General features: G+C 60.2%; 20 protein-coding genes. 9 read left to right on the top strand and 11 right to left on the bottom strand.

The features are described from left to right. Positions 1-7: 7 nt before the first annotated feature. The 6 genes from aroB to pilM all read right to left on the bottom strand — a co-directional run bounded on the left by aroB (position 8) and on the right by pilM (position 5,429). Positions 8-1,105, bottom strand: a complete 1,098-nt coding sequence (aroB, locus tag ACQRAX_RS09190) for a 3-dehydroquinate synthase (RefSeq protein ID WP_412039989.1) — start codon at positions 1,103-1,105, stop codon at positions 8-10. Between the two features lie 99 nt (positions 1,106-1,204). Next, positions 1,205-1,723, bottom strand: a complete 519-nt coding sequence (gene aroK / locus ACQRAX_RS09185) for a shikimate kinase AroK (RefSeq protein WP_028943928.1) — start codon at positions 1,721-1,723, stop codon at positions 1,205-1,207. Positions 1,724-1,727: 4 nt separating this feature from the next. After that, positions 1,728-3,005: a type IV pilus secretin PilQ gene (locus tag ACQRAX_RS09180; RefSeq protein ID WP_412039990.1), complete on the bottom strand. Its 1,278-nt coding sequence runs from the start codon at positions 3,003-3,005 to the stop codon at positions 1,728-1,730. Positions 3,006-3,041: 36 nt separating this feature from the next. Beyond that, the gene (locus tag ACQRAX_RS09175; RefSeq protein ID WP_412039991.1) at positions 3,042-3,980 is read right to left on the bottom strand and encodes a pilus assembly protein PilP; all 939 of its coding nucleotides are present in this window, start codon (positions 3,978-3,980) and stop codon (positions 3,042-3,044) included. Then, positions 3,964-4,503 (bottom strand): PilN domain-containing protein, encoded by a 540-nt coding sequence (locus tag ACQRAX_RS09170; protein WP_412039992.1) that lies wholly within the window; start codon positions 4,501-4,503, stop codon positions 3,964-3,966. The genes ACQRAX_RS09175 and ACQRAX_RS09170 overlap by 17 nt, the downstream gene beginning before the upstream one ends. Further along, a complete protein-coding gene (gene pilM / locus ACQRAX_RS09165; protein ID WP_412039993.1) occupies positions 4,491-5,429 on the bottom strand; it encodes a type IV pilus biogenesis protein PilM in 939 nt (312 codons plus the stop codon). Before pilM ends, ACQRAX_RS09170 begins: the two co-directional genes overlap by 13 nt. A gap of 180 nt (positions 5,430-5,609) precedes the next feature. Here pilM and ACQRAX_RS09160 point away from each other — a divergent pair, with 180 nt between their 5' ends. Then, positions 5,610-8,057, top strand: a complete 2,448-nt coding sequence (locus ACQRAX_RS09160) for a penicillin-binding protein 1A (protein ID WP_412040136.1) — start codon at positions 5,610-5,612, stop codon at positions 8,055-8,057. Positions 8,058-8,197: 140 nt separating this feature from the next. Here the strand turns inward: ACQRAX_RS09160 and ACQRAX_RS09155 are convergent, their stop codons facing one another. From ACQRAX_RS09155 to rpmE, 3 genes are all read right to left on the bottom strand, one after another. After that, positions 8,198-9,466 carry a malic enzyme-like NAD(P)-binding protein gene (locus ACQRAX_RS09155; RefSeq protein ID WP_412039994.1) on the bottom strand — a complete coding sequence of 423 codons (1,269 nt, stop codon included), beginning with the start codon at positions 9,464-9,466 and terminating at the stop codon, positions 8,198-8,200. 184 nt (positions 9,467-9,650) lie between these two features. After that, the gene (locus ACQRAX_RS09150; protein WP_412039995.1) at positions 9,651-10,466 is read right to left on the bottom strand and encodes a thermonuclease family protein; all 816 of its coding nucleotides are present in this window, start codon (positions 10,464-10,466) and stop codon (positions 9,651-9,653) included. Between the two features lie 2 nt (positions 10,467-10,468). Beyond that, positions 10,469-10,681 carry a 50S ribosomal protein L31 gene (gene rpmE / locus ACQRAX_RS09145; protein WP_038615552.1) on the bottom strand — a complete coding sequence of 71 codons (213 nt, stop codon included), beginning with the start codon at positions 10,679-10,681 and terminating at the stop codon, positions 10,469-10,471. Positions 10,682-10,848: 167 nt separating this feature from the next. On the opposite strand from rpmE, the gene ACQRAX_RS09140 reads away from it, so the two are divergent. The 3 genes from ACQRAX_RS09140 to ACQRAX_RS09130 all read left to right on the top strand — a co-directional run bounded on the left by ACQRAX_RS09140 (position 10,849) and on the right by ACQRAX_RS09130 (position 15,645). Next, on the top strand, positions 10,849-13,068 hold the full coding sequence (locus ACQRAX_RS09140) for a primosomal protein N' (RefSeq protein ID WP_412039996.1): 2,220 nt from the start codon (positions 10,849-10,851) through the stop codon (positions 13,066-13,068). 149 nt (positions 13,069-13,217) lie between these two features. Continuing rightward, positions 13,218-14,954, top strand: coding sequence for an arginine--tRNA ligase (argS, locus tag ACQRAX_RS09135; protein WP_412039997.1), 1,737 nt, complete (start codon positions 13,218-13,220; stop codon positions 14,952-14,954). 1 nt (position 14,955) lies between these two features. Beyond that, positions 14,956-15,645, top strand: a complete 690-nt coding sequence (locus tag ACQRAX_RS09130; protein WP_412039998.1) for an SPOR domain-containing protein — start codon at positions 14,956-14,958, stop codon at positions 15,643-15,645. Between the two features lie 41 nt (positions 15,646-15,686). On the opposite strand, the gene ACQRAX_RS09125 is transcribed toward ACQRAX_RS09130, so the two are convergent. Beyond that, a complete protein-coding gene (locus tag ACQRAX_RS09125; protein ID WP_412039999.1) occupies positions 15,687-16,106 on the bottom strand; it encodes a TM2 domain-containing protein in 420 nt (139 codons plus the stop codon). A gap of 170 nt (positions 16,107-16,276) precedes the next feature. On the opposite strand from ACQRAX_RS09125, the gene ACQRAX_RS09120 reads away from it, so the two are divergent. Continuing rightward, positions 16,277-16,978: a C40 family peptidase gene (locus ACQRAX_RS09120; protein ID WP_412040000.1), complete on the top strand. Its 702-nt coding sequence runs from the start codon at positions 16,277-16,279 to the stop codon at positions 16,976-16,978. Here ACQRAX_RS09120 and ACQRAX_RS09115 read toward each other — a convergent pair. Then, the gene (locus tag ACQRAX_RS09115) at positions 16,975-18,003 is read right to left on the bottom strand and encodes a type IV pilus twitching motility protein PilT (protein ID WP_412040001.1); all 1,029 of its coding nucleotides are present in this window, start codon (positions 18,001-18,003) and stop codon (positions 16,975-16,977) included. The genes ACQRAX_RS09120 and ACQRAX_RS09115 overlap by 4 nt on opposite strands. Before the next feature lie 66 nt (positions 18,004-18,069). Here ACQRAX_RS09115 and ACQRAX_RS09110 point away from each other — a divergent pair, with 66 nt between their 5' ends. The 4 genes from ACQRAX_RS09110 (at position 18,070) to metX (ending at position 21,506) form a co-directional block, all read left to right on the top strand. Then, positions 18,070-18,756: a YggS family pyridoxal phosphate-dependent enzyme gene (locus ACQRAX_RS09110; protein WP_412040002.1), complete on the top strand. Its 687-nt coding sequence runs from the start codon at positions 18,070-18,072 to the stop codon at positions 18,754-18,756. Between the two features lie 38 nt (positions 18,757-18,794). Continuing rightward, positions 18,795-19,613, top strand: a complete 819-nt coding sequence (gene proC / locus ACQRAX_RS09105; protein ID WP_412040003.1) for a pyrroline-5-carboxylate reductase — start codon at positions 18,795-18,797, stop codon at positions 19,611-19,613. Between the two features lie 10 nt (positions 19,614-19,623). Further along, positions 19,624-20,214, top strand: coding sequence for a YggT family protein (locus tag ACQRAX_RS09100; RefSeq protein WP_412040004.1), 591 nt, complete (start codon positions 19,624-19,626; stop codon positions 20,212-20,214). A gap of 152 nt (positions 20,215-20,366) precedes the next feature. Further along, on the top strand, positions 20,367-21,506 hold the full coding sequence (gene metX / locus ACQRAX_RS09095; protein ID WP_412040005.1) for a homoserine O-succinyltransferase MetX: 1,140 nt from the start codon (positions 20,367-20,369) through the stop codon (positions 21,504-21,506). Positions 21,507-21,512 lie beyond the last annotated feature (6 nt).

Raw genomic sequence — 21,512 nt, 5'->3', positions numbered from 1 at the left:
ATCAACCTCAAAGCTGGGCCACGATTGCGCGGTAATCCGCGGCCAACGTGGCCTGAAGAATCTCTTTCGGATAGTCGTCGGTGACCACTGCCTCGCCCATTCGGCTCAGCAGGACCAGACGCAGACGACCGTCGAGTACCTTTTTATCTACTGCCATGTGCCCCATGAACTGCTCAGGGGTCATTTCTTCTGGCGGCACCACAGGCAGACCGGCACGCTGGAACAGACGAATGCCCCGATCCCGTTCCTGCTGGCTGATCCAGCCCAGACGCATGGACATCTCCAGTGCCATCACCGTACCGGCCGCCACGGCTTCACCATGCAACCAGACACCATAGCCCATGTGGGTTTCGATGGCGTGACCGAAGGTATGCCCAAGGTTGAGGGTGGCGCGCACGCCAGACTCACGCTCGTCGGCGCCGACAACAGCGGCCTTGGCCGCACAGGAACGACGAATGGCCTCGGTCAGGGCAACCTGATCCAGACTGCGCAACGCATTCATATTTGCTTCGAGCCATCCCAGGAACGGTTCGTCACAAATCAGTCCGTACTTGATCACTTCAGCAAGGCCTGCTGAAAGTTCACGCGGCGGCAAGGAGTTAAGGCTGCGGGTATCAATCAGCACCGCGTTAGGCTGATAGAAGGCACCGACCATGTTCTTGCCCAGCGGGTGGTTGATGCCGGTCTTACCACCCACCGACGAATCGACCTGGGACAACAGGGTAGTCGGCACCTGAATGAAATCCACGCCGCGCTGGTAACAGGCTGCTGCAAACCCGGCCATGTCGCCGATCACCCCGCCGCCCAAGGCGACCACCGTGGTACGACGATCGTGGCGGGCGCTGAGCAAGGCGTCGAAAATCAGCTGCAGGGTTTCCCAGTTCTTGAACGCCTCGCCGTCAGGCAACACCACCGGCAGCACCGAATAGGCCCCCAGGGTCTGGCTCAGACGCTCAAGGTAGAGGGGGGCGACAGTCTCATTGGACACAATGGCAACCTGCCGGCCGGCAATGTGCGGCGCCAGCAGTTCCGGTTGATCCAGCAGGCCTTCGCCAATGTAGATCGGGTAGCTACGTTCGCCCAATTCGACCTTTAGTGTCTGCATGTGTCCCCACAATGAACAAGGCGCGGTATCGATGGCTCGACCCGCGCGATAACGGAGTGCCCTGTCACGGCATGACTGGTCGCCGAGAATAATCCCGGCTTAACGGGGCGGCAACTTCTGCAAGCGCTCAAGAATATCCTGCACGACCATTCGTGGTGGCCGCTCGTCGGTTTCCACAACCAGGTCTGCAATCTCGCGGTAGAGCGGATCACGAACCTCCAGCAAGGCGCGCAAGGTCGCTTCTGGATTGGCCGTGCGCAGCAGCGGACGGTTGCGGTCACGTGCGGTACGCCCGACCTGCTGTTCGACCGAGGCGTGCAGATACACTACCCGCCCTCCGGCATGCAGGGCCTGGCGATTGGCATCGCGCATCACCGCGCCTCCACCGGTGGCCAGGACCACGCCGTCGAAAGCGCACAGCTCGGCGATCATCGCCTGCTCACGATCTCGAAAGCCCGGCTCGCCTTCCTTGTCGAAGATCCACGGGATATTGGCGCCAGTACGCAGTTCAATTTCCTTGTCGGAATCTTTGAACGGCAGGCGCAGCTCTTTGGCTAACAGGCGACCGATGGTGCTTTTACCAGCACCCATGGGCCCCACAAGTATCAAATTTCGCACAGAATCAACGACTCACAGCAATCGCCTGGTCACTCATGATACGCGGAGTCAGGAAGACCAGCAGCTCGGATTTTTTCTCTTGTAGAACATCGCGACGAAACAGCCGCCCAACATACGGCACATCGCCGAAAAATGGCACCTTGTCGATAACTTTACTTTGCACCGTTGAGTACACGCCGCCAATCACGATGGTCTCGCCATCGTTGACGCGGACCTTGGCGTTTACCTCGTTCTTCCTGATCGGCGGCACCTGGGCCAGGGCGTTGAGGTAGTCCGGTTCATCCTTGGTGACCTTGACGGCCATGATCACCCGGTTGTCCGGGGTTATCTGCGGCGTCACCTCCAACGACAGCGACGCTTCACGGAAGGTCACCGACGTAGCGCCACTGCCACTGGTTTCCTGATAGGGCACTTCGGTGCCCTTGAGGATCCGCGCGGTTTCCTTGTCGGCAGTCACTACCTTGGGCTGGGAAATGATTTCACCGTTGCCGGATTTCTCCATGGCACTGAGCTCCAGGTCCAACAACAGGTTATCGCGCACCAGGCCCAGCCCAATTGCCGAGGTGGCCCGCTCTGCACCCAGGTCGACAAAGGTGTCGCCACCGCCCAACACCAGACCACTCCCTAGATTCACCTCTGCCCCCCAGCGCACGCCCAGGCTTCGCTCGTAATCAACGTTAGCCTCAACAATCCGTGCTTCGATCATTACCTGTCGCACGGGCACATCCAGACGCGCGATCAACTGACGCAGCGCCTCCAGTCGTTCCGGTGTCTGGCGGGCGATCAAGGTGTTGGTTCGCTCATCGACACTCAATGCACCCTGAGCGGAGTCGAAGGGATCGTTATCCATCAGTGACTGGAACACGGCGGCGATGTCCTTAGCCTGGGCATAGTGGATCGGTAGCAGCTCACGGTGAGTAGGGGCCAGGCCAGCCACCTGCTGACGATTTTCCAGCAGCTGCTTCTCATGCCCCGCCAATTCGCCGAGAGGCGCAATCAGCAGAACATTGCCCTCGACACGCTGCTCCAGTCCTTTGCTGCGCAGCACCAGGTCCAATGCCTGCTGCCATGGCACATCTTGCAATCGCAGGGTGACCCTACCCTGCACCGCATCACTGGCCACCAAGTTGATCCCGGAAAAATCGGCCAACACCTGTAAGACCGAGCGCACCTCGACATCCTGAAAGTTCAACGACAACGGCTCGCCCTGCATCGCGGTGCCGGCTGATACCGGATACGCAGCCTGCAGCGCAAATAGCGCGGCAATTACCACCTTGCTCATTCGTGCCCTCACTTGCGACCTCCCTGGTTCGCACCTTTATCCCGCACTTGCTGGTAGCCTCAGGCTCAGCGTTCGCCGCCGCTCGACCCAACCCTGGCCGACGACATAAATACGCTCGGCGACCTCCACCTGCTGTTCTTCAATGCTCACGATTTGGCCGTTATCGCGACCAATACGGTCCCCCACCTGCAGGCGGTGGACGATGCCCGTCACCTGCAGCAAAGCAAAACGAACCTGCTGACGGGCAAGGCTGCCAACCATCTCGAATTGATCGAGCGCCAAGGTTTCCAGGTATTGGCGGTGCAGCAACGGCGACGGCGGCTCGAACGGGTTGCGCGAAAAGCTCGGCGAAGGCCGCGCCCACCTTGGCTCAAGGCCCGGCAGGCCAGAGCCACCACTTGCCTCCCGGCTGCGGTAAGCATTGACCCTTACCTGCAAACGCAGTCCAGTCCGGTCCAGCGCCAGCACGGGCGACAAGGCGAAATTCTTCAGGACAATGAGCCGAGGCAACTGCGTCAAACCGTGAGCAAAAGTCGCCAATGCCAGGTACGTGCCGCGCAGCTGAAGCTGCATGGGCAATTCAATGTGCTGCTCATGAAGAACTTCCGGCAACAGCTCCAACTGCTCGACCAACACCCCGCTTGCCTGCCCATGATGGGCAATATCTTCAAGTAAATCCGCGAGCCGACCTCCCGCAGCCAAGCGCCAACGCGACACATCCAGGTGCTGGTAAGCCGCAGCCAATTGCGCCTCACTGGCCGCAAGCGCTTGTGCCTGTGCCGCTTTGTCTCGCTTCTCGACATACAAACGTTGCGACTGCTCGGCGCCATTTTCGATGTCCATGAACAACGCCCGCAGATGAACGAAGTAAGCCAGTCCCAACAGCAATCCCAGACAGCAGAACAAAAATATGCCCTGACTGATGCGCGAACCGCTCGCCAACTGTTGCCATCGAGCCTTACTCCATCCGCTCAAGGTTCCCCCTCAAGGCCACACTCAATTCGAATGCCTCGCCCTCATCCACCGCTTTCAATTGCTGCATCGTCGCCTCCCCGAGCCCACAAGCAAGGTTACGTAGCAACTGCGCAACCAGCGTCCCCGACTGAGCGAGCCCTTGGATACGTAGCTGCAGGCCTTCCCGGCTCACCGCGGTCAGATACACCCCCTGTGGTACTGCGCCTTCAAGCTGCTCAAGAAGCTCAACCAAGTGCCATCGCCCGTCCTGAAGGGAGGCCAACGCCTGCACCCGCTGCTGCACCTGTTGTTGCTCCAGTGCGTGCTGCGCCATCAGTGCCAACTGATCGTCAAAGCCCTCAATGGCCTGCCGGACCAAAGCAACTTCAAGTGTTTGACGGTACTGCGCCTGCCGCCCCCACTGGTCGATTACCCAGGTGATCAACACGGCGATCAGCGCCACGCCGAACAACAGCCCCAGCAAGCGCCGGGTAGCAGCCTGATGCTGATGCTCACGCCACGGCAGCAGATTCAACCCAGGCATCGATCCCCCTCGCGCATTGCCAGTCCACAGGCGATTGCCAGGTACGGAGCCTGTGCCTGTAAGGATCGAGACTCCAAACCAGGCGTCAGCGACAGGCCCCTGAACGGGTTGCCCAAGCGCACTTCAAGCCCAAGGCGCTGCTGCAGTTGCCTGGGCAAATACTCGTCTCCCACACCACCTCCCACGAGCAACAAGTGGTTTGGCAACGGTCTCCCTGGGCGAGACAACAGATAGTTATCCACAGCCGTCGCCAACGACTTCACCAAATCTTCATGACCTGCGAGAAAAACTTCCCGACGCAACGGCATGGGGCCTGCAGCCTGCTCATGAATGACCAAGGATTCGGCTTCAACTTGCACCACCACCCCCTCCTGCGCGTCGTCTGATTGCATTGCTCGGCGCAAGGCATGAGCGTCGGGCTCGACCACGCAGGCGTGCAAGCCTGCAAATTCCAGGCTGGCCTGGAGAACGTCCAACATCGCCAGATGACACACGGCAACGACAACCTGTTGGTTGAGCGGGTCGCGCACCCCAGGCTCAACGACTTTGAAGTCGATTGCCGCATCGTCAAGGGCGAAGGGCACCCACTGTCCGATGTCGGACATCAAGCGCTCGGCAACAGCCTGGTCGTCTAGCCCAACGGGGACCGTGACCACTTTCTCGATGACCAGCGCACCTGGCAACGCGATGGCGGCGCGGCGACACCGTCCGGCGCAGCGCCCAACGGCTTGACGCAAGGCAACGCCGACCTGTTCGGGATCAGTAATCCAGCCGTTGTGCATGGCTGTCTCGGGCAACGGTTCAAGCGCCCAGTCCTGCACGCTGTAGCGCCTTCGGTGCTGGCGCAAGCGCACCAGCCTGATGAACGGAGGGGTAATTTCTACCCCCAGAAGTGAACCGGCATCCTTGCCCAAGCGTCCAAGCATCGGTTTTTCCTTGATCGCGACAGGTCAACCGGGGTCAGGCCCCGTCACACCTGGCTGATTCCTTGACGGGCGCAGCAATAACGCGCCCGTGCGAAAAATGCTTATAATGCCCAGCGTTTTTCCTTGTCCGCTGGCCCTGCGCGCAACCCACTCTTTTTACCTGGACGCCCAAAAGCCTTGATACGCCTGCTGAAGTTCTTCTGGTGGTCTTTCGTCGCAGTCATTTGCGCTCTCTTGCTCGGCCTGAGCGGCGCGTTTCTGTATCTTAGCCCCAGCTTGCCCTCGGTAGAGGCCCTCAGAAGCATCCAGTTGCAGATCCCTTTGCGGGTCTACAGCAGTGACGGAAAGCTGATCGCCGAGTTTGGTGAGATGCGCCGATCTCCCATCCGTTTCGCCGACATTCCACCGCATTTCATCCAGGCTTTGCTCTCCGCCGAAGACGACAATTTCGCCAATCACTACGGGGTCGATCCGAGTAGTTTGATGCGTGCTGCAACACAATTGCTCAAGTCCGGGCACATTCAAACCGGCGGCAGCACCATCACCATGCAGGTGGCGAAGAACTTCTTCCTCAGCAGCGAACGCAGCTTCTCGCGCAAAACCAACGAAATCCTCCTGGCCTTGCAGATCGAACGCGAGCTGACCAAAGACGAGATCCTCGAGCTGTACGTCAACAAAATCTATCTAGGCAACCGTGCTTACGGCATCGAAGCCGCAGCACAGGTCTACTACGGCAAATCAATCCGCGACATCAGCCTGGCCCAGATGGCGATGATTGCCGGCCTGCCCAAAGCGCCGTCGCGCTTCAACCCGCTGGCCAACCCGGTGCGCGCCAAAGAGCGCCGCGACTGGATCCTCGGGCGTATGTACAAGCTGGGCAAAATCGACGAAGCCAGCTACCAGGCCGCATTGGCCGAACCGATCAACGCCAGCTACCACGTACCGACACCTGAAGTCCGCGCGCCTTACATTGCCGAAATGGCCCGTGCCGAAATGGTTGGTCGTTATGGCAGCGATGCCTACACCGAAGGTTTCCGAGTCACCACCACGGTGCCAAGCGATCTGCAGGAAATCGCCAACAAAGCCGTTCTCGATGGCTTGAGCGCCTATGATGAGCGCCACGGCTATCGCGGCCCGGAAGCACGCTTCCCAGGCAAGACTCACGAACAATGGCTGCAGGAACTGAGCAAACAGCGCCCACTGGGCGGCCTGGAGCCTGTGATTGTCACCCAGGTCGACAAGGCTGGCCTGCAGGTGCTGACACGCGCCGACAAGCTGGAAACCGTGGCCTGGGAAACGATGAAATGGGCCCGCCCATTCCTCAACACCAACAGCCTGGGCCGCGCCCCGCAACAGCCTGCGGACGTCGCCAAGATCGGTGACCTGGTTCGCGTTCAGCGCCTGGACGACGGCAGCCTGAAATTTAGCCAGGTGCCTGGGGCGCAAAGCGCACTGGTCTCGCTGGACCCCAACACCGGTGCCATCCGCGCCCTGGTCGGTGGCTTCTCCTTCGAACAAAGCAACTACAACCGCGCCATGCAGGCCAAGCGTCAGCCGGGCTCAAGCTTCAAACCATTCGTCTACAGCGCGGCTTTGGACAGCGGTTACACCGCCGCCAGCATGGTTAACGATGCACCGATCGTGTTCGTCGATGAGTACCTGGATAAGGTCTGGCGTCCGAAGAACGACACCAACACTTTCCTTGGCCCGATCCGCATGCGCGAAGCGCTGTACAAGTCGCGCAACCTGGTGTCGATCCGCCTGCTGCAGGCCATGGGTGTCGGCCGGACCATCGACTACATCAGCAAGTTCGGCTTCAACAAGCAGGACCTGCCGCCGAACCTGTCTCTAGCCCTGGGTACCGCCACACTGACGCCGATGGAAATCGCCACGGGTTGGAGCACCTTCGCCAACGGTGGTTACAAGATCACCCCGTACCTGATCGAGCGCATTGAAAGCCGCAACGGTGAAACCCTGTTCACTGCCAACCCGCCACGGGTGCCGCAAGCTGAACAGACCGAAGCTGGCATCGCCGCCCCGGAAACCCCGATCAGCATCCAACTGCCCGGTGAAGCTGCTGCGACACCAGCCAGCAACGAACCCGGCATTGCTCAGCCGCCAGCGGTGGCTGAGCGTATCGTCGACGGCCGGACCACCTACATCCTCACCAGCATGCTCCAGGATGTAATCAAGCGTGGCACCGGACGGCGCGCCCTGGCCCTGGGCCGCACTGACCTGGCCGGCAAGACCGGCACCACCAACGAATCCAAGGATGCCTGGTTCTCCGGCTACAACGCCGACTTGGTGACCACGGTCTGGAGTGGCTTCGACCAACCGGAAACCCTGGGCCGTCGTGAGTACGGTGGCACGGTGGCGCTGCCGATCTGGATGAGCTTCATGGGCGCCGCGCTCAAAGACAAACCCAACCACGCCCCCGCCGAGCCGGAAGGCATCCTCAGCCTGCGGATTGACCCGGTCAGCGGCCGGGCGGCAACGCCGAGCACGCCTAATGCTTACTTTGAGCTATTCAAGGCTGAGGACACCCCGCCTTCGGTGAACGAGCTGGGTGGCTCGGCCCCGGGCAGCCCACTTCCAGCGGATGAAGCGGCGCCAATCGATCTGTTCTAAGCGGCAGTACCGAATGGCGGTGACGAATAGCATGGTGAAGACAGTTGCTCCCACCTACAACAGCTGTTCCCACAATTGCCGCCCAACAAAAAGCCCCGACTCTCGCGAGCCGGGGCTTTTTATTACAACGCTACAACGGCTTAGCCGTTGAACACGTCATCCACGCTTTTCAGCGGGTAGTTCTTCGGATATGGCAGGGTTGCCACACCGGTCTCGATCGCAGCCTTGGCCACAGCATCGGAAACGACGGTGATCAGACGTGCATCCATTGGCTTCGGAATGATGTACTCACGACCGAATTCCAAGGCATCAACACCGTAGGCGGCGCACACTTCCTTCGGCACTGGCAGCTTGGCCAGGTCTTTCAGGGCATTGGCTGCAGCGATTTTCATCTCTTCGTTGATGCGCTTGGCGCGAACGTCCAGGGCACCACGGAAGATGAACGGGAAGCCCAGAACGTTGTTGACCTGGTTCGGGTAGTCGGAACGACCGGTGGCCATGATCACATCGCTACGGGTAGCGTGCGCCAGTTCTGGAGCGATTTCCGGATCCGGGTTGGAGCAGGCGAAGACGATTGGGTTTGGCGCCATCGACTTCAGACCTTCAGCGCTTAGCAGGTTCGGGCCGGACAGACCGACGAACACATCAGCGCCGTCCAGGGCATCAGCCAGGGTGCGCTTGTCGGTAGCGTGGGCGAAGACTGCTTTGTACTGATTCAAGTCGTCACGGCCAGCGTGGATCACGCCAGTACGGTCAACCATGAAGATGTTCTCGATGCTCGCACCCATGCTCACCAGCAGCTTCATGCAGGAAATGGCGGCAGCGCCAGCGCCCAGGCAGACGATCTTGGCGTCAGCCAGGGTTTTGCCAGCGATTTCCAGGGCGTTGATCATGCCGGCAGCGGTCACGATCGCGGTGCCGTGCTGGTCATCGTGGAATACCGGGATGTCACACTGTTCGATCAGCGCGCGCTCGATCTCGAAGCACTCAGGTGCCTTGATGTCTTCCAGGTTGATACCACCGAAGGTGATAGAGATGCGTTTGACGGTGTCGATGAAGGCTTGCGGGCTTTCGGAATCGACTTCAATGTCGAAAACGTCGATACCAGCGAAACGCTTGAACAGAACACCCTTGCCTTCCATGACTGGCTTGGACGCCAGTGGGCCAAGGTTACCCAGGCCAAGAATGGCGGTGCCGTCGGAAATGACTGCTACCAGATTGCCCTTGCCGGTGTACTTGTAGGCCAGCTCCGGGTCGCGACCAATTTCACGCACCGGCTCAGCCACGCCAGGGCTGTAGGCCAGCGCCAGGTCGCGAGCAGTCGCGGTAGGTTTGGTGAGCTCGACGCTCAGTTTCCCCGGACGAGGCTGAGCATGATATTCGAGAGCGGCAGTTTTCAAATCTGACATGGTGGGCATTCCGCTATTTACTGTTCTGACGGACCGCCGAGGATACGCAAAGAGCAAAGGGCCGACAAGACTGGTCGGTCACTTGTGTCAAGGCCTTTAACCTACGACTTTCCGCCAAGAGCCACGGCCTGCAAGGGTTTCAATGTGTACAATCGAATAAAAAAATGTCCACAATTTTTTATCTTTACTGCCGTTCCAGCATCGAAGGATCGGTCAATGGCAGCAACCAGCGCTTCTGCCCGGCTTTCAGGCCGCCTTTGCGGGAACGATCCAGCACCCAGCCTCGGGCTTCGACTGTTTGCCCTTTAAGCCCTTCGAAGAAAGAAGAGGGGAAGTTACGCTGCAGGCGTGCCGGCACCTGAACAACCAGCGAATCGCCAATTTCGATCCAGACTCCGCCGCGATTGCGGTCGATACCCATGACTTTGCCGCTGATCAGTGCAAAACCGGATTTGCGCACGTTTGCCGCAGGTATCACGGGTGTTTGCCGCCACAAGCCCGCATCCAACTGACGAGCGGCGCGTTCAGCTTGCTGCTGACAGTCCGTCAGACTGACATTCGGCGCCACGGCTACGCGGTAACCAAGACCCTCACTGAGCAGCTGTGCTTCGAAATTGTCGCCAGAGCGGCCATAGATGTGCGCCAGGGTGCGCCCGTACTTGTCTTTGGCTTCGACACCCGGCACCAGCCCGACATCACCACGACTGGCCTTGACCAACGCCTGCAGGCGTTGACGCGCGGCTTCGGCGAAGGGCTCGCTGGTTCTACCTTTGCGGCCAATCTCGGGGGCGTTGATGCCGATCAGACGAACGCTGCGCCCATCGTCCAGGCGCAAGGTATCGCCATCGACCACCTGCCGCACGCTGACCCGCTGGGGATCGACGGGGGTCGGGCAGAACGCCAATGCCTGCGCCTGGCAAATCACGCCCACAAAAAAGGCGCCCACAAGGGACGCCTTTTTCAGCAGCATTGCCAAGCCCGCAGGGCGAGCTATGCGCAATCTTACTTCTTGCCGAACGCTGCGAAGCGATCTTCGAAGCGCTTGACGCGGCCGCCGGTATCCAGAGTCTTCTGCTTACCGGTGTAGAACGGGTGGCACTCGTTGCAAACGTCAGTACCCAGCGGGGAGCACAGGGTCGAACGAGTTTCGAACTTGTTACCGCAGCTGCAGGTGACTGCGATTACTTCGTAATTCGGGTGAATTTCTGGCTTCATGGTCACTTCCTCGACTGCGTGCCGCCACCCAACACCATTGTTGAATACCGCACGTAATTAGGCGGCGAATAATACCAGAGCATGCTCTCAACGCAAGTTGTCGCTTGCACCGGCTGTCGTCTGCTAGGCTCGCCGGGTCTTGCAACCCCCTTCAGAGAACTCTTCGCGTGTCCGACGTCATTCTGCGCCTTGCCCTGCCCTCGCCCTTGCGGCGACTGTTTGACTACAGGGCTCCGGCGAGCATGGCGCGCCAAGCGCTGAGCCCCGGTATGCGTATCCGCGTACCGTTCGGGCGGCGAGAAATGATCGGCATCCTGATCGAGATCAGCGACAAAAGTGAAGTACCGGCCGACAAGCTCAAGCCGGCAATTGCCTTGCTCGACCCTGTCTCGCCATTGCCCCCAGCCTTGTTCAAACTGTGCCTATGGACTGCCCAGTACTATCAGCACAGCCTTGGCGACACCCTGAGCTGGGCCTTGCCGGTGCTGTTGCGCCAGGGCGAGCCGGCCGAGGCCCGTCAGGAGCGTTTTTGGCAGGTTGCCCCCGGTGCGCGCCTGGATGATCCAAGAATCGCCCGCGCACCACGCCAGCGGGAGGCCTTGGCGACCCTGGCACAGCACCCCCACGGCGTTGCCCATACCTTGCTGAGCAAACTGATGCTGAGCAAGGACAGCCTCGATCTGCTGCTGGCCAAGGAGCTGGTCGAGGTCGAAGTGCGCCGTCATCTACCTCAGGAACGTCATGAACATTGGCTGGCACAGCCTGAGCTGCCGCTCAACGATGAGCAAACCGCCGCTTTCAATGCCGTGCGCTCGGGGTTTGACAGTTTCCATGCCTTCCTGCTGGCTGGAGTCACCGGTAGCGGCAAGACCGAGGTGTACCTGCAACTGATCCGTGAAACCCTTGAAGCGGGCAAGCAGGCACTGATCCTGATCCCGGAAATCAACCTCGGGCCACAGACCCTGGCGCGCTTCGAACAGCGCTTCAACGCCCGCATTGCCTTGCTGCACTCGGCCGTCAACGACCGCGAACGCCTGGACGCCTGGCTGGCTGCCCGCGACGGCGAGGCAGACATCATCATCGGCACCCGCTCGGCGCTGTTCACACCGATGAAGCACCCCGGCTTGATCATCATCGATGAAGAGCATGACGGCTCTTATAAACAGCAAGAAGGTCTGCGCTACCATGCCCGCGACCTGGCCCTGGTACGAGCGCGCCAGGAAAACATCCCGATTCTGCTCGGGTCGGCGACGCCGTCACTTGAGAGCCTGCACAACGCCCACAGTGGCCGCTACGGCTTGTTACACCTCACCCAACGCGCCGGCGGCGCCCAGCAGCCGCGCTTCTTGCGCCTGGACGTAAAGAGCAGGCCACTGGACAGCGGCATCAGCGGCCCCATGCAACAGGCCATCGGCCAAACCCTGGCTGCCGGTCAGCAAGTGCTGGTGTTCCTCAACCGCCGCGGCTTTGCCCCGACCTTGCTGTGCCATGATTGTGGCTGGATGTCCGAGTGCCCGCGCTGCGATGCGCGCATGACCGTGCATCAACGCTCCAATGAGCTGCGCTGCCACCACTGCGGCTATGACGAACGTGTGCCGCGCCAATGCCCGCAGTGCAATAAGGTCGACCTGCGCCCGGTAGGTGCTGGCACCGAACGCGCGGAAGAACGCCTGAGCATTCTCTTCCCTGACTTCCCGGTATTGCGTGTGGATCGCGACAGCACGTCACGCAAAGACGCCATGAACCAACTGTTCACCACCATCCAGCGCGGCCAGCCGTGCATCCTGGTCGGCACGCAGATGCTTGCCAAGGGCCACCACTTTCCGCGGGTAACCCTGGTGGCGATTCTCGACGCCGATGGCGGTTTATTCTCCGGCGACTTCCGCGCCAGTGAGCGCATGGCCCAGCTCATCGTCCAAGTTGCCGGGCGCGCCGGGCGGGCCGAGGAGCCTGGCAAGGTGATCATCCAGACCCATCTGGCCGACCACCCGCTGCTGGTGCAACTGACCGAGCAGGGTTACTTCGCCTTTGCCGAGCAAGCCCTGAGCGAGCGACGCGCCGCGGGCCTGCCACCGTTCGCCCACTTGGCGCTGCTACGAGCCGAAGCGCATAAACCGGGGCAAGCCGAAAGTTTCCTCGATGAAGCCTGCAGTGCTGCCGAGCAGTTGCTGGCCGATCACAACCTGCAAGGCATTGAGCTGCTCGGCCCTGTTCCGGCACCAATGGAACGACGTGCGGGACGTTTTCGTGCACAACTATTGCTCCAGGCCAATGCACGGGCGCCTTTGCATCGACTGATCAGCGCCTGGTTGCTACTGTTGGAACAGATGCCGTCCGGGCGCCAGGTGCGCTGGTCTTTGGATGTCGACCCAGTAGACCTGTATTGAATCTGTAGCAGCCAGCCTGGCTGGCTCCTACAGGAATTCAGTGCAATTGTGGCCGCAAGGTTGGCAACCACGTCCCGGCAACGGATAATGTCCAGTTTTTCCACCTGCGCATCGAAGCGCCGCCGCGCTTGCGGTCGAAAGAGAAGCCCATGAAAGACACCATTCGCCAGCTAATCCAGCAAGCCCTCACCCAACTCGTCACCGACGGTGTGTTGCCTGAAGGGCTGACGCCGGCGATCCAGGTGGAAAACGCCCGGGATAAAACCCACGGCGACTTCGCCAGCAACATCGCCATGATGCTGGCAAAGCCTGCCGGCATGAAACCCCGTGACTTGGCGGAAAAGATCATCGCTGCGCTGCCTGCCGACGACCAGGTGAGCAAGGTCGAGATCGCCGGCCCGGGCTTCCTGAACTTCTTCCAGAACACTCAAGCCCTGGCAGCTCGTCTGGATGCCGCGCTGGCCGACGCTAAACTGGGCGTTACCAAGGCTGGCCCGCAGCAAAAGGTAGTGGTCGACCTGTCGGCACCTAACCTGGCCAAAGAAATGCACGTTGGCCACTTGCGCTCGACCATCATCGGCGACGCCGTATCGCGCGTCCTGGAGTTCCTCGGCGACACCGTGATTCGTCAGAACCATGTCGGCGACTGGGGCACACAGTTCGGTATGCTGATGGCTTACCTGCAGGAAAACCCGATTACCAGCGACGAGCTGTCGGACCTGGAGAACTTCTACCGTGCGGCGAAAAAACGCTTCGATGAATCCGAAGAGTTCGCTGACCGCGCCCGCGGCCTGGTAGTCAAGCTGCAAGCCGGCGACGAGGAATGCCTGAAGCTGTGGACCCGCTTCAAGGACATCTCGCTGTCGCACTGCCAGAAGACCTACGAGCTGCTTAACGTCAAGCTGACCATGGCCGATGTCATGGGCGAAAGCGCCTATAACGATGACCTCGAAAATGTCATCAACGACCTCAAGGCCAAAGGTCTGCTGGTCGAAAGCAAGGGCGCTCAGTGTGTGTTCCTCGACGAATTTAAGACCGCCGAGGGCGAGCCATTGCCGGTAATCGTGCAGAAAGCCGATGGCGGCTACCTGTACGCCACCACTGACCTCGCCGCCGTGCGCTACCGCAGTAACGTGCTCAAGGCTGATCGCGCCCTGTATTTCGTCGACCAACGTCAGGCCCTGCACTTCAACCAGGTGTTCGAAGTAGCTCGCCTGGCTGGCTTCGTTGGCCACCCGATGCAGATGGAACACATGGGCTTCGGCACCATGAACGGCGCTGATGGCCGCCCGTTCAAGACCCGTGACGGCGGCACGGTGAAGCTGATCGACCTGCTCACCGAAGCCAAAGAGCGCGCCTACGCCTTGGTCAAAGAGAAAAACCCAGAGCTTGCCGAAGACGAACTGCGCGCTATCGGCCAAGTGGTGGGCATCGACGCGGTGAAATACGCCGACCTGTCCAAGCACCGGACCAGCGACTACAGCTTCAACTTCGAATTGATGCTCAACTTCGAGGGTAACACCGCGCCATACCTGCTGTACGCCTACACCCGCGTCGCCGGCGTGTTCCGTAAGCTGGGTAAAAGCTTTGATGAAGTGGACGGGCAAATCGTGCTGCAGGCAGCCCAGGAGCAAGACCTGGCTGCACGTCTGGCACAGTTCGGTGAAATCCTGAACAACGTCGCCGAGAAAGGCACCCCGCACGTCCTCTGCGCCTACCTGTATGACGTGGCCGGCCTGTTCTCCAGCTTCTACGAGAACTGCCCGATCCTGGGCGCAGAAACCCCTGAACAACAGCAGAGCCGCCTGCGCCTGGCAGCCCTGACTGGTCGCACCCTCAAGCAAGGTCTGGAGCTGCTCGGCCTGGAAACCCTGGAGCGTATGTAAGTTGGCTGCCAAGAAAAAACCTGCACCCAAGCGCGGCGCCAGCCGCAACCAGGCACCTGCAAAGCAACCGATTCCGGGCTGGATGTGGCTGGCGATCGGCCTGACCATCGGCGCTTTCGTTGTGTTCCTGATGAAGCTCGAGCCGGGTAACGAAGAGGTCAAGCGCACCAAGCCTGAACAGCAGAAAGCGGCGAAAGCCGCTGAAGCCAACAAGACCGCGCCAAGCCCGCAGCAGCCGGTCAAGCCGAAGTACGACTTCTATACTTTGCTGCCCGAGTCGGAAGTGATCGTGCCGCCAGAAGCAGTACCGGAGAAGACCCCGCCGGTACCGGCACAACCGCCGGTAACACCGGCAGAAGCGGCGAAGATCGATACTGCACGGGCTCAGGCCGCCTTGATGGGGCAAACACCACCACCGGCGCCAGCAGTGATCAAACCGGCGGCGACGACCCAGTTCTTCCTGCAGGCTGGCTCGTTCCGCAAACAGGCGGATGCCGACAAGGTCCGGGCGCAGATCATCCTGCTCGGCCAAGCGGTCAAGGTGGAATCCGGTACGGTCAAAGAAGAAACCTGGTACCGGGTACTGGTCGGTCCGTTCAGCAATCGCGAACAGCTGACCGTAGCGCAGAAACAACTGGCCGGCAGCGGCTTCAGCAATCTCTTGCTGCAGCAGCGCCAGACCCGTCAGTAATCTCGCCAGCGGCCTTGTCGACCCCGACAAGGCCGCTGCTGTTAACGCCGCTGAGCGTTGGCCAACGACACCTGGGTGTTCAGCGTCCAGAAGTCATACAAAACCCCGACCAGAAACAACCCGCCCGTGAACAGGTAGATGATCCCGGTGATCCATTTGCCCTGGTACATGCGGTGCACGCCAAATACACCCAAAAAGGTCAGCAGGATCCAACTCAGACTGTAATCCAGGGGGCCTGCGTGAAAGCGCATGTCAGCCTCGCGGTCCATGGCCGGGATCAGGAACAGGTCGATCAGCCAGCCGATGCCCAGCAGCCCCAAGGTAAAAAACCAGATCGTCCCGGTGACTGGCTTGCCGTAATAAAAACGGTGCGCCCCGGTGAAACCGAAAATCCACAGCAGATAACCGATCACTTTGCTGTGAGTGTCATGCAGCTGCCCATCCTGTTGATAACTGTTCATTCATAGCCTCTGAGGGTTATCAGAAAATTTTCTAAGGAAAAATGTGACTTTCATGTGACCAGCCGACGTGTGGCATTTTGCCCTGGCGCTAAACGTAAGCGTTTGTTTTTTCTTGCTTTCACTTTTGGATGGTCTTTTTTTTGTGGCCATAGCGCCGACTTTCAAGGCCGTTGCAGGCGACCAACGGATCAAAAAGCGATCAAAAAGCTGTTATAAAGTTGCGCGCTAACCAACCAAGAGCCCTGCCTATGCGTCCTTTTTTCAAGACATGGCTGACCCTTTGCCTATTATTGCCACTGGCTGCCCACGCCACCAATCGTGAGCAACGGTTACCCAACGGTTTCTCCGGGTACACCACACATTCCGCCGCTGTGCGTTCGAGCAAGAACGTCAGCACCAAGGCCCAGCACCGCACCCGCTCGAGCAAGCCAAGCCTGCCGGTCGCGTCGATGTCGCCGCAACAAAGCAGCGATGTGCTCAGCCGTGCCGTCAATGTACTCGGCACCCCTTACCGTTGGGGCGGTAGCAGCCCAAGTAAAGGCTTCGACTGCAGCGGTCTGGTCAAGTATGCCTTCAACGACATTGAAGAAATCGACTTGCCACGCACCTCCAACGCCATGGCCCAGGGCCATGGGGTAAAGGTTGACCGCAATGACCTCAAGCCTGGCGATCTGATTTTCTTCAACATCAAGAGCCGCCGAGTCAATCATGTTGCCATTTACCTGGGCAATGACCGCTTCATCCACGCCCCACGCACCGGTAAGCGGGTCAGCATCGACACCCTGAACAAGCCCTACTGGCGTAGCCGTTATGTCGTCGCCAAGCGGGTTCTGCCGAAAAGCCAGCAACTGGCACTGGCCAGCACCCACTAGATACTGCCATGCGCCCGCTCACGGGCGCAGTCAGGCTTGATTTCCCCGCGCGTTAAAAGGCCTTGCAGACAACTCTCCAGGGTCTGCATACCCAATGCCCCACCCATTTGTATCGTCGAATGAAGCTGCGCAACCTTGCCTTCGCGGATCAGATTGCGCACCGCCGGCGTGGCCAGCAGAATTTCATGGGCCGCCACCCGGCCACCTCCGACTCGCTCGACCAGCACTTGGGCCACCACCGCCTGCAGCGCTTCACTGAGCATGGCGCGTACCAATTGCTTCTCCTCGGCGGCAAACACATCCACCAGACGGTCGATCGTCTTGGCGGCCGATGCGGTATGCAGAGTCGCCAACACTAGATGCCCGGTTTCAGCAGCGCTCAGGGCCAGGCGAATACTTTCCTGGTCGCGCAGCTCGCCGAGCATGATCACATCCGGGTCCTGGCGCAGCGCCGCGCGCAGAGCCTGGGCAAAGCCATGGCTGTGCCTGCCCATCTCGCGCTGACTGATCAAGCTGCGCTTTGGGCTGTGGATAAATTCGATAGGATCTTCCAGGGTCAGAATGTGGAGCTGCCGCTCACGGTTCAGATGATCGAGCAGCGCCGCCAATGTGGTGGATTTGCCTGACCCAGTAGGTCCAGTGACCAGCACCAGGCCACTGGGCAACTCGGCAATCCGCCGAAACACCTCACCCAGGCCCAGCTCGGCCAGGCTGCTGACCTGCTCTGGAATTATTCGCAGCACAGCCCCTGGACCTCGCAGTTGATTGAAGGCATTGACGCGAAAACGGCCAATGCCCGGCACGGCCAGCGAAAAATCGACCTCCAAGCGTGTTTCAAAATCCTCTTTCTGCCCCTCGGACATAAGTTGCGCGAGAATGTTTTGCACTTGCTCGACGCTCAATATCGGCAGCTGCAGGCGGCGAATGCGTCCGTCCAGGCGAATTGCCGGTACTTCATCGGTAGCCAAGTGCAGGTCCGAAGCCCCTTCCCTTATTGCCAGGGCCAGCAGTTCAGTCACATCCATGAGACTCCCCAAAGGCTTCCAAGCAGGTAGAATGCCGCAGACCCAAAGAGCCGCTGGCATCGATCAATGTCCACCATAGCAGACAACCTTTTCACGCTCGCCACACGTATCCGTGCCGCCGCGCTGGCCGTCGGGCGCGAGCCCTCGGCCGTCCAGTTGCTGGCCGTGAGCAAGACCAAACCCGCCGCTGCCGTGCGCGAAGCCTTCGCCGCCGGGGTGCGCGATGTCGGTGAGAACTACCTGCAGGAAGCCCTGAACAAACAGGGCGAATTGACCGACCTGCCCTTGACCTGGCACTTCATCGGCCCCATTCAGTCGAACAAGACTCGTGCAATTGCCGAACATTTTGACTGGGTACATTCCGTGGACCGCCTGAAAATCGCCCAACGCCTGTCCGAGCAACGACCTGAGGGCCGCGAACCACTGAACATCTGCCTGCAGGTGAACGTCAGTGGCGAGGCCAGCAAGTCCGGCTGCACGCCTGCAGAGCTACCCGCGCTGGCCACGGCCATCGCCGCGCTGCCCCGGCTGAAGCTGCGCGGACTGATGGCGATTCCCGAGCCGACCGATGATCGTGCCGCGCAACAGGCCGCTTTTGCCCAGGTTCGCCAATTGCAAGACAGTCTCGGCCTGGGCCTGGACACCCTTTCCATGGGCATGAGCCACGACCTGGAAGCAGCCATTGCCCAGGGCGCAACCTGGGTCCGTATCGGTACTGCGCTGTTCGGCGCACGTGACTACGGCCAGCCCTGACCTATGCCATTTTCAACTTTCCCCCTAAAGGACCTGACATGAGCAAGACTCGTATTGCCTTTATCGGCGCCGGCAACATGGCTGCCAGCCTGATCGGCGGCCTGCGCGCCCAGGGCCTGGACGCCGCGCAGATCCGCGCCAGCGACCCGGGTGCCGAACAACGGGCAAAAATCCACGCTGAGCATGGGATTGAACTGTTCGCCGACAACGCCCAAGCCATCGAAGGCGCCGACGTTGTTGTACTGGCGGTCAAGCCTCAGGCCATGAAGGCGGTGTGCGAAGCACTCAAGCCGAACCTCACGCCTGAACAACTGGTGGTCTCGATCGCCGCCGGGATCACCTGTGCGAGTATGAACAAATGGCTTGGCGCACAACCCATCGTGCGCTGCATGCCCAATACCCCCGCGCTGCTGCGCCAAGGTGTCAGCGGCTTGTACGCCACTGCTGAGGTCTCTGGCGCACAGCGCCAACAGGCCGAACAACTGCTGTCGGCCGTAGGCATTGCCCTGTGGCTGGACAACGAGCAACAGCTCGACGCTGTCACCGCCGTCTCCGGCAGTGGCCCGGCGTATTTCTTCCTGTTGATCGAAGCCATGACCGCTGCGGGTGAGAAACTGGGCCTGCCACGGGAAACCGCCGCCAAACTGACTCTGCAAACCGCCCTCGGTGCGGCTCACATGGCCGTCAACAGCGATGTTGACGCCGCTGAACTGCGTCGCCGTGTCACCTCCCCTGCCGGCACTACTGAAGCGGCGATCACGTCGTTCCAGGCCGATGGATTCGAAGCGCTGGTGGAAAAAGCGCTGGGCGCGGCCGCACATCGCTCGGCCGAAATGGCCGAACAACTGGGCAACTAAGGAGCCGAACATGATCGGATTGAACACCGCTGCCATTTACATCCTGCAAACCCTGGGCAGCCTTTACCTGCTGATCATCATGCTGCGTTTCATCCTGCAGCTGGTTCGCGCCGACTTCTACAACCCGCTCAGCCAGTTCGCCGTGCGCGCAACTCAGCCGCTGCTCAAACCCATGCGCCGGATTATTCCGAGCCTGTTCGGCCTGGATATGTCGTCGCTGCTACTGGCGATCATTGTCCAGTTGCTGATCATGGGCCTGACCCTGCTGTTGGCCTATGGCACTACCGGCAACCCGCTGCAGTTGCTGGTCTGGTCGATTATCGGCGTGACTGCGCTGTTCCTGAAGATTTTCTTCTTTGCCCTGATCATCAGCGTGATCCTCTCCTGGGTTGCCCCGGGCAGCCACAACCCAGGTGCTGAACTGATCAACCAGATCTGCGATCCGTTCCTGGCGCCGTTTCGACGCATCCTACCGAACCTTGGCGGCCTGGATATCTCGCCGATCCTGGCGTTCATGGCGCTGAAACTGATCGATATGCTGGTGATCAACAATCTGGCGGCAATGACCGGGATGCCAGAGATGCTGCGGCTTTTGGTCTGATCCGAAACCTCGCGGTAACCATCGCCGGCAAGGCCGGCTCCTACAATGGGAGCCTACCTCGCCGGCGATGCTGTTAATGGCCCGGGTACATTGCTTGCTGCATACCCCAGTGGTCTTTAGACTTACGCCTCATTTAAGCGTGAGCAGGGTCGATGTCCACTGTCTTTCCCGAAGATTCGGTCGGTCTGGTAACACCGCAACTGGCACAGTTCAATGAGCCATTGGCTCTGGCTTGCGGGCGCTCGCTGGCCAGCTATGAACTGATCTACGAAACCTACGGCGCCCTCAACAGCACGGCCAGCAATGCTGTGCTGATCTGCCATGCGTTGTCCGGTCACCATCATGCGGCGGGCTACCACAGCGCCGATGACCGCAAGCCAGGCTGGTGGGACAGCTGCATCGGACCGGGCAAGCCGATCGATACCAATCGCTTCTTCGTGGTCAGCCTGAATAACCTCGGCGGTTGCAACGGCAGTACCGGCCCCAGCAGTGTCAATCCGCTTACCGGCAAACCCTACGGCGCCGACTTCCCGGTACTGACCGTGGAAGACTGGGTGCACAGTCAGGCACGTCTGGCCGACCGCCTAGGTATCGGCCAGTGGGCTGCGGTCATCGGCGGCAGCTTGGGCGGCATGCAGGCCCTGCAATGGACCATCACCTACCCCGATCGCGTACGTCATTGCCTGGACATCGCCTCGGCGCCCAAGCTTTCGGCACAGAACATCGCCTTCAACGAAGTGGCCCGCCAGGCCATCCTCACCGACCCGGAGTTCCATGGCGGCTCGTTCCAGGACCAGGGCGTGATCCCCAAGCGCGGCCTGATGCTGGCGCGCATGGTCGGCCATATCACCTACCTGTCCGACGACTCCATGGGCGAAAAATTCGGCCGCGAGCTGAAAAGTGACAAGCTCAACTACGACTTCCACAGCGTCGAGTTCCAGGTCGAAAGCTACCTGCGCTACCAGGGTGAAGAGTTCTCCGGGCGCTTTGATGCCAACACCTACCTGTTGATGACCAAAGCGCTGGACTACTTCGACCCGGCCGCCGCCCACGGTGGCGACCTGGCCAAGACCCTGGCCAATGTCAGCGCGGATTACTGCGTGATGTCGTTCACCACCGACTGGCGCTTCTCGCCAGCGCGTTCGCGGGAGATCGTCGACGCCCTGATTGCCGCGCGCAAGAACGTTTGTTACCTGGATATCGACTCGCCCTACGGCCACGATGCCTTCCTGATCCCGACCCCGCGTTACATCACGGGATTCACGAACTACATGAACCGCATCGTCTGCTGAGGACCT

Source organism: Pseudomonas sp. UM16 (assembly GCF_050312595.1).
Classification (GTDB): Bacteria; Pseudomonadota; Gammaproteobacteria; order Pseudomonadales; family Pseudomonadaceae; genus Aquipseudomonas.
Note: the sequence above shows the minus strand (reverse complement) of the source record. Positions and strands in the feature narration are given on the sequence as shown.